The 13,323-nt window shown below is 70.5% G+C and carries 10 protein-coding genes; 5 read left to right on the top strand and 5 right to left on the bottom strand.

Annotated features, from left to right (window positions below; all coding sequences use genetic code 11):
- Window positions 1–10: 10 nt before the first annotated feature.
- Window positions 11–946: a glycerophosphodiester phosphodiesterase gene (locus H5J30_RS06375; protein ID WP_181786180.1), complete on the bottom strand. Its 936-nt coding sequence runs from the start codon at window positions 944–946 to the stop codon at window positions 11–13.
- A gap of 299 nt (window positions 947–1,245) precedes the next feature.
- Here H5J30_RS06375 and uvrB point away from each other — a divergent pair, with 299 nt between their 5' ends.
- The 4 genes from uvrB to H5J30_RS06355 all read left to right on the top strand — a co-directional run bounded on the left by uvrB (window position 1,246) and on the right by H5J30_RS06355 (window position 7,509).
- Window positions 1,246–3,375, top strand: coding sequence for an excinuclease ABC subunit UvrB (gene uvrB / locus H5J30_RS06370; RefSeq protein WP_181786179.1), 2,130 nt, complete (start codon window positions 1,246–1,248; stop codon window positions 3,373–3,375).
- A gap of 160 nt (window positions 3,376–3,535) precedes the next feature.
- Window positions 3,536–4,147 (top strand): TerD family protein, encoded by a 612-nt coding sequence (locus tag H5J30_RS06365; RefSeq protein ID WP_220188589.1) that lies wholly within the window; start codon window positions 3,536–3,538, stop codon window positions 4,145–4,147.
- A 72-nt stretch (window positions 4,148–4,219) separates the two neighbouring features.
- Window positions 4,220–6,277, top strand: a complete 2,058-nt coding sequence (locus tag H5J30_RS06360) for a TerD family protein (RefSeq protein WP_181786177.1) — start codon at window positions 4,220–4,222, stop codon at window positions 6,275–6,277.
- A 230-nt stretch (window positions 6,278–6,507) separates the two neighbouring features.
- A complete protein-coding gene (locus tag H5J30_RS06355; RefSeq protein ID WP_181786176.1) occupies window positions 6,508–7,509 on the top strand; it encodes a TerC family protein in 1,002 nt (333 codons plus the stop codon).
- A 62-nt stretch (window positions 7,510–7,571) separates the two neighbouring features.
- Here H5J30_RS06355 and H5J30_RS06350 read toward each other — a convergent pair whose 3' ends face one another.
- The 4 genes from H5J30_RS06350 to H5J30_RS06335 all read right to left on the bottom strand — a co-directional run bounded on the left by H5J30_RS06350 (window position 7,572) and on the right by H5J30_RS06335 (window position 10,193).
- Window positions 7,572–7,793 (bottom strand): DUF397 domain-containing protein, encoded by a 222-nt coding sequence (locus tag H5J30_RS06350; RefSeq protein ID WP_181786175.1) that lies wholly within the window; start codon window positions 7,791–7,793, stop codon window positions 7,572–7,574.
- Window positions 7,790–8,659, bottom strand: coding sequence for a helix-turn-helix domain-containing protein (locus H5J30_RS06345; RefSeq protein ID WP_181786174.1), 870 nt, complete (start codon window positions 8,657–8,659; stop codon window positions 7,790–7,792). The genes H5J30_RS06350 and H5J30_RS06345 overlap by 4 nt, the downstream gene beginning before the upstream one ends.
- Window positions 8,660–8,801: 142 nt before the next feature.
- The gene (locus H5J30_RS06340; RefSeq protein WP_181786173.1) at window positions 8,802–9,458 is read right to left on the bottom strand and encodes an MBL fold metallo-hydrolase; all 657 of its coding nucleotides are present in this window, start codon (window positions 9,456–9,458) and stop codon (window positions 8,802–8,804) included.
- 12 nt (window positions 9,459–9,470) lie between these two features.
- Complete coding sequence (locus tag H5J30_RS06335; RefSeq protein ID WP_220188588.1) at window positions 9,471–10,193, bottom strand: maleylpyruvate isomerase family mycothiol-dependent enzyme; 723 nt, start codon at window positions 10,191–10,193, stop codon at window positions 9,471–9,473.
- 182 nt (window positions 10,194–10,375) lie between these two features.
- On the opposite strand from H5J30_RS06335, the gene uvrA reads away from it, so the two are divergent.
- Window positions 10,376–13,323: excinuclease ABC subunit UvrA (gene uvrA, locus H5J30_RS06330; RefSeq protein WP_181786172.1), on the top strand; the 2,948-nt coding region annotated here is incomplete at its 3' end.

The following is a 13,323-nucleotide window of genomic DNA, read 5'->3' as shown; positions in this document are numbered from 1 at the left end:
GCGGCCGCCGCTACTGGGCGGCGACCCCGAAGCCCGCGTCCTCCAGCGCCTCGGAGATCACGTCCGGCTTGTTGGTGATGATGCCGTCCGCGCCCCACTCGGCCAGCTCGACGGCCCGCGCCGGGTCGTCGACCGTCCAGGTGTAGCTCTCCAGCTGCCTGCCGTGCGGCCCCTCCAGGGCGTGTACGGCCGCGTAGTACTCGGCCGACATGGTGCCGTGGTTGGAGTTGATCTGGTCCGAGAAGGCGGCGTACTCGGGCAGGTCGGCCACCGCGGGGGCGCCGAGGAAGCCGGTCTTCACGTCCGGCCGCAGCTCGTGCACGGTCTTGATGGAGTCCGCGCCGAAGCTCTGCACGACGAGCTTGTTCTTCACGGCCGCGCGGCTCAGCCACCCGCTCTTGCGCAGCTCGGTGAGGATCTCCTTCTCGATCCCCGGGTACAGCTCCGGCTTCTTGATCTCCAGCACCAGCTTCTGGTGGTTCTGCGTGACCCGCATCATGTACTGCTTCAGGGTCGGCACCCGTGCGCCGGCCCACTCCTCGCCCTTCCAGCTGCCGGCGTCGAGCGTGCGGATCTCCTTCCAGGTGAAGTCGGAGACCTTCCAGGGGGCGCGGTCGGGGAAGACCTCCTCCACGTCGGTGGTCCGGGTGAGCGTGTCGTCGTGCATGATGACCAGCTCGCCGTCCTTGCTGCGCTGCACGTCGTTCTCGACCCAGTCGGTCCCCATCTCGCGGGCCAGGTCGATCGCCGCGAGGGTGTTCTCCGGAGCCTCCGCCGAGGCGCCGCGGTGCGCGACGGTCACGATCGGTGCGGCTGAGGTGGCGGTGGCGGAGTCGGCTGCGGGCTCGGCAGCGGCCGCGGTGGCGGACGTGGCGGCCGCGGTGAGCACGAGGCCGGCCAGCGCCGTCAGAGCGCCGGACGCGCGCGTAAGCGTGCGGGAGGGCATGCAGTCTCCTCGACTAGAGGTGATCACTTGTCGCCGCAGGGTCCCAGTGGCAGGCGACAGAGTACGAGGCCGGGGATGGCCAGAGATTGAACGCCGATATCGGCGCGGTGAACGCGGGCCGATTCGGGTCCGTGCAGGTGACAGCCCTGGGGAAGCGCTTGCTATGCCGTTTCGGGCGCCGCCGATCTGGCTGGAAATCATCTGGTCGGCTGACCCGGACGTTCGGTATTGGGCCAGGTCGGCGAGAGCGCCGGGGCGGGCCGCGGCGCGTTGTCAGTGGCGGGTCGTACGGTGGGGGCATGCGGCCCGTCACAGACATCGAACGCACCATGGCGCCCTTCGAGGTCGTCAGCTCGTATCAGCCGAACGGCGACCAGCCCGCCGCCATCGACGAGCTGGAGCGGCGGATCCGCGCAGGCGAGCGGGACGTCGTGCTGCTCGGCGCGACCGGCACGGGCAAGTCGGCGACGACGGCCTGGATGGTCGAGCGCCTGCAGCGCCCCACGCTGGTCCTCGCGCCCAACAAGACGCTGGCCGCCCAGTTGGCGAACGAGTTCCGCGAGCTCCTGCCGAACAACGCGGTGGAGTATTTCGTCTCGTACTACGACTACTACCAGCCCGAGGCGTACGTCCCGCAGACGGACACCTACATCGAGAAGGACTCCTCGATCAACGAGGAGGTGGAGCGCCTGCGCCACTCCGCGACGAACTCGCTGCTCACCCGGCGCGACGTCATCGTGGTCGCCTCCGTCTCCTGCATCTACGGCCTGGGCACGCCGCAGGAGTACGTGGACCGGATGGTGCCGCTCAAGGTCGGCGAGGAGATCGACCGGGACCAGCTGCTGCGCCGCTTCGTCGACATCCAGTACAGCCGCAACGACCAGGCGTTCACGCGCGGTACGTTCCGGGTGCGCGGCGACACCGTCGAGATCTTCCCGGTCTACGAGGAACTGGCCGTCCGCATCGAGATGTTCGGGGACGAGATCGAGGCCCTGTCCACGCTCCACCCGCTGACCGGCGAGGTCATGAGCGAGGACGACTCGCTGTACGTCTTCCCCGCCTCGCACTACATCGCCGGCCCCGAGCGCATGGCCAAGGCCGTCGCCGGCATCGAGACCGAGCTGGGCGCTCAGCTGGGCACGCTGGAGAAGCAGGGCAAGCTGCTGGAGGCGCAGCGGCTGCGCATGCGCACGACGTACGACCTGGAGATGCTCCAGCAGATCGGCACCTGCTCCGGCGTCGAGAACTACTCGCTGCACATGGACGGCCGCGAGACCGGCTCACCGCCGCACACCCTGCTGGACTACTTCCCGGAGGACTTCCTCCTCGTCATCGACGAGTCGCACGTCACCGTCCCGCAGGTCGGCGCGATGTACGAAGGCGACGCCTCCCGCAAGCGCACCCTCGTCGACCACGGCTTCCGGCTGCCCTCCGCGCTGGACAACCGCCCGCTGAAGTGGGAGGAGTTCCTGGAGCGCATCGGCCAGACCGTCTACCTCTCCGCCACCCCCGGGCCGTACGAGCTGTCCCGCGGCGACGGCGTCGTGGAGCAGATCATCCGGCCCACCGGGCTCGTCGACCCCGAGGTCGTCGTCAAGCCGACCGAGGGCCAGATCGACGACCTGGTGCACGAGATCCGCACGCGCGCGGAGAAGGACGAGCGCGTCCTCGTCACCACGCTGACGAAGAAGATGGCCGAGGACCTCACGGACTACTTCCTGGAGCTGGGCATCCAGGTGCGCTATCTGCACAGCGACGTCGACACGCTGCGCCGCGTCGAGCTGCTGCGCGAGCTGCGCGCCGGGGAGTACGACGTCCTGGTGGGCATCAACCTGCTGCGCGAGGGCCTGGACCTGCCCGAGGTCTCCCTCGTGGCCATCCTCGACGCCGACAAGGAGGGCTTCCTGCGCTCCGGTACGTCGCTCATCCAGACCATCGGCCGCGCCGCGCGCAACGTCTCCGGCCAGGTGCACATGTACGCGGACAAGATCACGCCGGGCATGGAGAAGGCGATCGACGAGACGAACCGGCGCCGCGCGAGGCAGATCGCGTACAACCAGGAACACGGCATCGACCCGCAGCCGCTGCGCAAGAAGATCAACGACATCGTCGCGCAGATCGTCCGCGAGGAGGTCGACACCGAGGCGCTCCTCGGCTCGGGCTACCGGTCCGCGAAGCCCGACCTCCCGGCGAAGGCCCCGGTGCCGGAGCTGCGGCAGAAGACGAAGCCCGCCCGCCGCAGCGCCGAGGAGGCCGCGGCGCCCACGGAGACACCCGTCGCCGACCTCGCCGCGCAGATCGAGGACATGACCGCCCGGATGCGGTCCGCCGCCGCGGACCTCCAGTTCGAGGTGGCTGCCCGGCTGCGGGACGAGGTGTCGGAGATGAAGAAGGAGCTGCGGCAGATGAAGGAGGCCGGGCTGTCGTAGAGCCGGGTTGTGCGGGGCGCGGGAGCGCCCCCGGGCGTACGCGGAGCGTGGCCGTCCGGGAGCGCACGACCGGTGATGTGTAGCAGGAGCGCCACAAATCCTCCTCCGGGGGGAGCACAGGGCCGCTGTCCTGCGTAATGTGCGTGGCAGCGCGCCGGTCATGGCGCGTTCGAAGCAGGAGGGGAACGTAAGCGTGTCGATCAACTTGTCCAAGGGTCAGGCCATCAGCCTGCAGAAGTCCGATGGCGGCACCCTCAGTTCGGTCCGCATGGGGCTGGGCTGGCAGGCCGCAGAACGGCGCGGTCTCTTCGGTAAGCGCACGCGCGAGATCGACCTCGACGCCTCCGCCGTGCTCTTCGCCGACAAGGAGCCCGTCGACGTGGTCTTCTTCCGCCACCTCGTCAGCGACGACGGCTCGGTGCGGCACACCGGCGACAACCTCGTCGGCGGCGCCGGCCAGGGTGGCGACGACGAGTCGATCCTGGTGGACCTGCAGCGCGTGCCGGTGCACATCGACCAGATCGTCTTCACGGTGAACTCCTTCACCGGCCAGACCTTCGAAGAGGTGCAGAACGCCTTCTGCCGGCTCGTGGACGAGAGCAACGGCCAGGAGCTGGCGCGCTACACGCTCACCGGCGGCGGCACGTACACCGCCCAGATCATGGCGAAGGTGCATCGCACGGGGTCCGGCTGGGGCATGACCGCCCTCGGTTCGCCGGCCAACGGCCGTACCTTCCAGGACCTGATGCCGTCGATCCAGCCGCTTCTCTAGAGGCGACGGGACGACCGGTTTCCGAGGCATGACGCGACGTCGACGGCCGCAGCGAGTGCAGGGGAGGGCCGCATGACGGCCGAGTTGGTCCGCGGGCAGAACCATCTGCTGCCGCAGACCCGGGTGGAGATCAGGATTTCGGCGGGGAGCCCGGTGACGCCGGGCGCCACGCTGGGGGGAGAGGACGGCAGGGTCAGCGACCCGGGCCGGATCGCGCACCCCGGTGCGCCGCAGCTGCCGGGCCTCGAAGTGCCCGCCCAGGCCGCTGCGGAGCACCGGCTGGCGGTGGACCTGGACGCGGTCCCGCCGGACGTGGAGCGCGTGCACGTGCTGCTGGCGCTGCCCGCGGGCGTGCCGGGGCCGCGGAGCTTCGGCGCCATCGAGCCGCCGTCGGTGGCGGTCACGGGCCTCGACGGCACGGCGATCGCCCGGTTCGTCATCACCGGACTGGACAGCGAGTCGGCGGTCACCGCCGTGGAGCTGTACCGGCGGGGCGACGCGTGGAAGATCCGGGCCGTGGGCCAGGGGTACGCGGGCGGGCTCGCCGCCATGCTCGCGGACCAGGGCCTGCCGGAGGCGCAGCAGCTCGCCGCGGACATCGAACGGGCCGTGGCCGAGGGGCTCGCGCGCGCCGTCGCCCCGGCGCCGCCGCCGACCGCCGGCCAGCCGACGGGGGCGGGCGCCCGGCGCCCGCAGCCGGCGGCCGAGGAGCGGCAGACCCAGGCCGGGCCCGTCGACTACCGCCACCCGCGCCGCGCCGCGGCCGCGGGTGCCGCGGGCGCGTCGGGCGCCCCGGGCAGCGGACCCGGCTCGTCCGGTACGCCGCGCGCCCCCGCGTCCGCCGCCGCGCCGCCGCCCCCGGAGGTGGGTGCCGGCACCGGAGCGGGAGCACGGCCGGGTGCGCCCGCGGGCGCCGGTGGCGCCGCCGCGGGCGGCGTACCGCCGCAGGCCGACCGCACCAAGTCGGGCCCCCCGGAGCCGGTCGCGGGCGACGCCCCCGGCTGGAGCATGGAGGAGCGGCTGTACAACCAGGTCTGGGGCATGTTCGAGGATCTGGCCCGCACGGTCGCCGCGTACCGCAGCGCCGTCGACTTCGCCGACTCCCGGATGGACCGCGAACTTGACCAGTTGCTGGCCGACCCGCGCGCCCGGATGGGCTCCATCGCCGACTCCGCGCGCGCCGAGGTGCTCGCCCGCCACTCCACCCTGGTCGACCGGGCCCGCGAGGTCCTCGACCGCGACCTCGGCCAGCTCGTCGCCGAGGCCGGCGTCGTGGAGCCCGCGCTGCCGCCGGCGTTCGCCTCCTGGGCGAGCCCCGTGTGGCACGAGTACGAGGTGCCCGAGGACGCCCCGATGGCCCTGCGCCTCGGCGACCTCCACCTCCCCGAGCACACGGAGCTGCGCGTTCCGCTGCTCGTACGGCTGCCGCTGGAGCGCGGCCTGTGGGTGGACAGCGGTACGTCCTCGCTCGGCCCCGGCGCCCTCGAAGGCGACCCGGAGCGCGGTTTCCCGGACTCCGCGGAGCGGCGCGCGCTGGCGCTCGACACCGCCGTGGCGCACGCCGCGCGGCTGATGTCGGTGCACCCGGCGGGCGAGTTCAACGTCCACTTCATCGACCCGGGCGGCACCGCCACCGCGGCGCTCACCCCGCTGCTCCACTCCGGTGTCCTCGCCGAGCCGCCGCCGAAGGGCGCGGCGGGCGTCACCGACACCCTCACCCGGCTGACCCAGCGCATCGACCTCGTGCAGATGGCGCTGCGCAGCGGCGCGGCCGACGCGCTGCCGCCGGACCTGGACCCGGCGCAGCAGCTCCTCGTGGTCAACGACTTCCCGCACGGCTTCGACGACCGCGCCATCAACCAGCTGCGCTACCTCGCGGACGAGGGCCCGTCGGTCGGCGTGCACCTGCTGGTCGTCGCCGACCGCGAGGACGCGAAGGGCTACGGCCCGCTGCTGGATCCGTTCTGGCGCGGCATGCTCCGGCTCACGCCCACCCCGGACGACCACCTGGCCGACCCCTGGATCGGCCACGCCTGGACGTACGAACCGGCCCGCGCGCCGATGGGCAGCCGGGTGCTGGAACAGGTGCTGGCCCAGGTCGCGGCGGCCCGCCGCGCGCTGCGCCGCTGACGGCTCGGCCCCGCGTCACGCACGGCCCGCAGGCACTGCGCCCGCGGGCCGTTTCGCGTGCCCGTGACCTCGGTCTGCATGCGGTCTGACCTGCATATTTGATCGGAACTTTGCCATGGCTTGGCTCGTTCTATACAGTCGACGGTTGGGGGTGAGCTTCCAGTTCCTCAAGTGGAAGGCACGCCCGGCAACCATGACGCTGAACATGCCGGACTTGCCGCGGAGGACGAGTGGACGTATCGCTGACCCTGTGGGTGCTCACGATCGTGGGCCTGTGTGCCCTGATCGGCACCGACTTCTTCGTCGGCCGGAAACCCCATGAGGTGACGCTCAAGGAGGCCGGCACCTGGACGATCATCTGGATCGTCCTCGCCGGACTCTTCGGCGTCGGCCTGCTGATCTGGGGCGACGGCCAGGCGTCCGGTGAGTTCTTCGCCGGCTACGTCACGGAGAAGTCGCTGAGCGTCGACAACCTCTTCATCTTCGTGATCATCATGAGCAAGTTCGCGGTCCCCGTGCAGTACCAGGCCCGGGTGCTCATGGTCGGTGTCCTCATCGCGCTGGTGATGCGCGCGGCCTTCATCGCCGCGGGCGCCGCGCTGATCGCGTCCTTCTCCTGGGTCTTCTACATCTTCGGCGCGTTCCTCATCTACACCGCCTGGAAGCTCATCCAGGAGGCCAAGGGCGATGACGAGGAAGAGGAGTGGGAGGAGAACCGGCTGCTCAAGCTGGTCGAGCGCCGCTTCGCCGCCACGGACAAGTACCACGGCACCAAGCTCTTCATCACCGAGAACGGCAAGCGGCTGATGACGCCGATGCTGATCGTCATGCTGGCGATCGGCACCACGGACCTGCTCTTCGCGCTGGACTCCATCCCCGCGATCTTCGGCCTCACCCAGGACCCGTACATCGTCTTCACCGCGAACGCCTTCGCGCTGATGGGCCTGCGGCAGCTCTACTTCCTGATCGGCGGCCTGCTCAAGAAGCTGGTCCACCTCTCGTACGGACTGTCGGCCATCCTCGGCTTCATCGGCGTGAAGCTGGTGCTCCACGCGCTGCACGAGAACGGGGTCCACGTCCCCGAGATCAGCACGGCGATCTCCCTGAGCGTCATCGGCGGCGTCCTGGTCATCACGACGATCACGAGCCTGCGGGCCTCCCGCCGCCTGGAGGCCGAGAAGAAGGAAGAGCAGCCCGCGGAGGCCGGCCAGCCGGGCAAGGGCGAGGACTGACCCAGACCCTCTACGTGCCCGGCCCGGAGGGCGTCCGGGACCGGGCACGTAGAGCTACACCGTCAGCGGGGCTGTTGGGCTGACGCGAAGGCGACAAAAGAGGTCCACGCCTCGGGCGACACCGTGAGCACGGGGCCGGAGGGGTCTTTGGAGTCGCGCACGTGCACTCGTTCCGCTGCGGCGGCGACCTCTACGCATTCGCCGCCGCCCGATCCGCTGTAGCTGCTCTTCACCCATGCGAACTCGCGCGGACTGCCGGCGTCCGCTGTCTGCTCCACGCTCATAGCTCTCCTGCCAGGCGGTCGATGAACTGTGCTGATTCATCGGGGTTGAGTGCCAGTGAGCGCATCTTTCCATACCGGTGAGTGAACGCGCTGACACGGTCGGCTTCGGAGACAACGAAACCCGCCTCCTGCGACTCCACGTACCCCAGCACCTCGTGCTCCGCCGTCTCCATGACGATCATGGGCCCGTTGAGCCCGGGATGGAAGCCGCAGGTCCAGGGCATCACCTGGATCTCCACGTGCGGCAGATCCGTGTGCTTCCGCAGTGTCTCCAACTGCTCGCGCTGCACCCGCTTCCCGCCCACCTGGTTGCGCAGCGCCGCCTCGCCGACGATGAAGCACAGCTCCACCGGCTTCTTCCGCGTGAGCAGCCGTTGACGCGCCATTCGCGCCTCTACGCTCTGCTCGATCTCGTCCTCGGCCAGCGGCGGGCAGTGCGCCGAGATCAACGCCCGCGCGTAAGCCTCCGTCTGCAACAGCCCCGGCACCAGCAGCGGGTTCCAGTCGTACCGGCTCAGCGCTTCCTCCTCCAGAAACGCGACGTCCCGGAAGTACTCCGGCAGCTTCGCCCGGTCCACCTCTTCCTGGAGCGCCATCAGCGTGCCCTGAGCGTCGAGTTCCCGCTCCGCGCCCCGGGTGAAGGCCAGCTTCGCCGGGCGCCTGGCCTGCTCGATGGCGGCGACCGTTTCCCAGGAGTAACCGACCGCGTCCGCGAGTTGGGGCTGTGTCATGCCCGCACGCCTGCGGTGGAGCTTGACCAGCTTTCCGTACCCGATCCAGATGGCCGGGGGCGAGTCCTTCTCCTTCTTGGCCCGCTTCTCGACCTTCCGCTGGTGCCTTGCCTGCTCACTGCCGCCCGCGCCCATCCGCGTCTCCCCTCATCAGGTGATCGACGCGATCAGGCTATTCGCGTAATCGTGCGACTACCCTGCGAAGTCGAAATTCGCCACCCCCAAGCCACCCCGCCTGATGGCTTCGTCACCCTGTTGGTGAGAGAAGCGTGACGCCTTACCAGCCGCGGTCGCGCCACTCCGGCAGGTGCGGGCGTTCGGCGCCCAGGGTGGTGTCGTCGCCGTGGCCGGGGTAGATCCAGGTCTCGTCGGGCAGCTCCGCGAAGATCTTGGTCTCCACGTCGTGCAGCAGTGACGTGAAGCGTTCCGCGTCGCCCCAGGTGTTGCCCACGCCGCCCGGGAAGAGGCAGTCGCCCGTGAAGGCGTGCGGGTGTCCGTGGGGGTCGTCGTAGATCAGGGCGATGGAGCCGGGGGTGTGGCCGACCAGGTGGCGGGCGGTGAGCGGGATGCGGCCCACCGTGATCGTGTCGCCGTCGTCCACGAGGACGTCCGTGGGGACGTCGATGTCCGCGGCGTCCGCGCGGCCCGCGTAGGTGCGGGCGCCCGTGGCCGCGACGACCGGGGCCAGGGCCTGCCAGTGGTCGCCGTGGCCGTGGGTGGTGACGGCGGAGGTGATGCCGTCGGGGCCGACGAGGGTGAGCAGCGTGTGCGGCTCGTTCGCGGCGTCGATCAGCAACTGCTCGTCCGTCGCGCGGCAGCGCAGCAGGTAGGCGTTGTTGTTCATCGGCCCGACGGCGACCTTGGAGATCATCAGGTCCGTCAGCTCGTGCACGTCGGCGGCGCCGCCGACGGTGACCTTGCCCGTGTACGACATGGGGCCAGCCTCTCAGAGCGGGGGCAGGGTCGGCAGCGCGACGCCGTCCTCGGTGGTTACACCCGTGCCCGCGGTGCGGCCGGCGAGCCAGCCCATCAGCGCGTACGGGGCGCCCGCGGCCCGCACCGGAACGCCGGCGGACAGCGGGGCGCCGGTGGTCCAGGTCCGGCCGCCGGGGGCCGAGAGGGACAGCGGCGGGACCTCCTCGTTGCCCGCGAAGCGGGCCGTGAGGAAGTCGATCTCGCGGGTCACGAAGTCGGCCGGGAGCTGGTCCAGCGTGTAGCCCGCGTCGAGGTCCACGTGGTGCAGCTCCACCTCCACCAGCCGCCGGAAGGGGATCCGCGCCATGACATCCGTCACGCCGCCGCGCAGCTCGCAGCGCGCCGACCAGCCGTCCGCGGGGATGTCCGCCGCCGTCTTCTCCAGCCGGGCAGCCGTCGCCCGTACGTCGTCGAGCTGCTCGGCGAGCGGGCGGGGGGCACCGGCGGCGATGTCGGCGTCGCGGGCCTCGGCGCTCGCGTACATGGGGCGGCCGGTGAGCACGTTGACCAGGGCGTCCGCGTTGCGGGCGAGGTGGGCGAGCACGTGGCCGCGGGTCCAGCCGGGCAGCGCGCTGGGCGCCCGTACCGCGTCGTCGTCCAGCCGGGCGGCGCGGGTGAGGAGGCTGTCGGTGGCGGCTCGTAGGGTGGCGATGTCACGTACGGGGTCGTGCGCGTGACCTGCGGTTTCTGTCATCGGATCCCCTGGAGGCGGGCGGGCGGGAATGCTGGGCCGGACGTCGTTGTCAGACCCAGACGTTAGCGTGTGGCTCGATGGGAGAAAGCTGCGGACAGCTTCGCGGCCACCCCCATACGCTTGACAAGGGGTGCCGCCCGCCCGGGCGGTCCCCGTCGCTCATCAAGAAAGGTCCGACCGGCGTGGCCGACCGTCTCCTCGTCCGTGGCGCTCGCGAGCACAATCTGAAGAACGTCTCGCTCGACCTCCCCCGCGACTCCCTCATCGTCTTCACGGGACTGTCGGGGTCCGGCAAGTCGTCCCTGGCGTTCGACACGATCTTCGCCGAGGGCCAGCGTCGCTACGTCGAGTCGCTGTCCAGCTACGCCCGGCAGTTCCTCGGCCAGATGGACAAGCCGGACGTCGACTTCATCGAGGGGCTGTCGCCGGCCGTCTCGATCGACCAGAAGTCCACGTCGCGCAATCCGCGGTCCACGGTGGGCACGATCACCGAGGTCTACGATTACCTGCGGCTGCTCTTCGCCCGTATCGGCAAGCCGCACTGCCCGGAGTGCGGCCGGCCGATCACCCGGCAGTCGCCGCAGGCGATCGTGGACAAGGTCCTCGCGCTGCCCGAGGGCAGCCGCTTCCAGGTGCTGTCGCCGCTGGTGCGTGAGCGCAAGGGCGAGTTCGTGGACCTCTTCTCCGACCTCCAGTCGAAGGGGTACAGCCGGGCGCGGGTCGACGGGCAGACGTCGTCGCTGACCGACCCGCCCAAGCTGAAGAAGCAGGAGAAGCACACGATCGAGGTGGTCGTCGACCGCCTCACGGTCAAGGAGAGCGCCAAGCGCCGGCTGACGGACTCCGTCGAGACCGCCCTCGGGCTCTCCGGCGGCATGGTCATCCTCGACTTCGTCGATCTGGACGAGGACGACCCGGACCGCGAGCGGATGTACTCCGAGCACCTCTACTGCCCGTACGACGACCTGTCGTTCGAGGAGATGGAGCCGCGGTCCTTCTCGTTCAACTCGCCGTTCGGCGCCTGCCCCGACTGCACGGGCATCGGCAGCCGGATGGAGGTCGACCCGGAGCTGATCGTCCCCGACCCGGACAAGTCGCTGGACGAGGGCGCCATCCACCCGTGGTCGCACGGCCACACCAAGGACTACTTCGCCCGGCTCGTCGGCGCGCTCGCCGACGACCTCGGGTTCCGCACGGACATCCCGTGGGCGGGGCTGCCGCAGCGGGCGCAGAAGGCGCTGCTCCAGGGGCACCGGACGAAGATCGAGGTGCGCTACCGCAACAGGTACGGGCGCGAGAGGTCGTACACCACGTCCTTCGAGGGCGCCGTGCCGTTCGTCAAGCGGCGGCACGCGGAGGCGGAGAGCGACTCCAGCCGCGAGCGCTTCGAGGGGTACATGCGGGAGGTCCCCTGCCCGACCTGCAACGGGACGCGGCTGAAGCCGGTCGTCCTCGCGGTCACGGTGCAGGGCAGGTCGATCGCCGACATCTCGGCGATGTCGATCAGCGACTGCGCCGACTTCCTCGGCGCGATGGAGCTGTCCGACCGGGAGAAGACCATCGCCGAGCGGGTGCTGAAGGAGGTCAACGAGCGGCTGCGCTTCCTGGTCGACGTGGGCCTGGACTACCTGTCGCTCAACCGCGCCGCGGGCACCCTCTCCGGCGGGGAGGCCCAGCGCATCCGCCTCGCCACGCAGATCGGCTCCGGCCTCGTCGGCGTGCTGTACGTGCTGGACGAGCCGTCCATCGGGCTGCACCAGCGGGACAACCACCGGCTGATCGAGACCCTGGTCCGCCTGCGCGACCTGGGGAACACGCTGATCGTCGTGGAGCACGACGAGGACACCATCAAGACCGCCGACTGGGTCGTCGACATCGGCCCGGGCGCCGGCGAGCACGGCGGCAAGGTGGTGCACAGCGGCTCGCTGAAGGAACTGCTGGACAACGAGGCGTCGGTCACCGGGCAGTACCTGTCGGGGAAGAGGGAGATCCCGACGCCGGAGATCCGGCGGCCCGTCGACGGCAAGCGGGAGCTGGTCGTCCGCGGGGCGCGGGAGAACAATCTCCAGGACATCGACGTGGCGTTCCCGCTCGGGGTGCTCACGGCCGTCACGGGTGTCTCCGGGTCGGGCAAGTCGACGCTGGTCAACGACATCCTGTACACGCACCTGGCGCGCGAGCTGAACGGCGCGCGGAGCGTGCCCGGGCGGCACACCCGGGTCGACGGGGACGACCTGGTGGACAAGGTGGTGCACGTCGACCAGTCGCCCATCGGCCGTACGCCGCGCTCCAACCCCGCGACGTACACGGGCGTCTTCGACCACGTCCGCAAGCTGTTCGCGGAGACGACGGAGGCGAAGGTCCGCGGCTACCAGCCGGGCCGGTTCTCCTTCAACGTCAAGGGCGGCCGCTGCGAGAACTGCTCCGGCGACGGCACGATCAAGATCGAGATGAACTTCCTCCCGGACGTGTACGTGCCGTGCGAGGTCTGCCACGGGGCGCGGTACAACCGCGAGACGCTGGACGTGCACTACAAGGGCAAGTCCATCGCCGAGGTGCTGGACATGCCGATCGAGGAGGCGCTGTCCTTCTTCGAGGCGGTGCCGGCGATCGCACGCCACCTGAGGACGCTCAACGAGGTGGGCCTCGGATACGTGCGCCTCGGCCAGCCGGCGCCGACGCTGTCGGGCGGCGAGGCGCAGCGGGTGAAGCTGTCGAGCGAGCTGCAGAAGCGCTCGACGGGCCGCACGGTGTACGTGCTGGACGAGCCCACGACGGGGCTGCACTTCGAGGACATCAAGAAGCTGATCGGGGTGCTGACCGGGCTGGTCGACAAGGGCAACACGGTGATCGTCATCGAGCACAACCTGGACGTCATCAAGACCGCCGACTGGGTCGTCGACCTCGGCCCGGAGGGCGGCAGCGGCGGCGGTCTGGTGGTGGCGGAGGGCTCGCCCGAGGAGGTCGCGGCGGTGCCGGCCAGCCACACGGGGAAGTTCCTGCGGGACATCCTGGGCGACCGGGTGAGCGACTCGCCGCCGGCCCGCAGGCGGGTGACCGCCAAGAAGTCGGCCAAGAAGGCGGCTGCCAGGACGGTGTCGGCCAAGGCTCCGGCCAAGAAGACGGCGGC

The sequence above is a fragment of the Streptomyces phytophilus genome (assembly GCF_013870535.1).
Taxonomy (GTDB): domain Bacteria; phylum Actinomycetota; class Actinomycetes; order Streptomycetales; family Streptomycetaceae; genus Streptomyces; species Streptomyces phytophilus.
The sequence above is the reverse complement of the archived record's forward strand: the minus strand, read 5'-3'. Positions and strand labels throughout refer to the sequence as shown.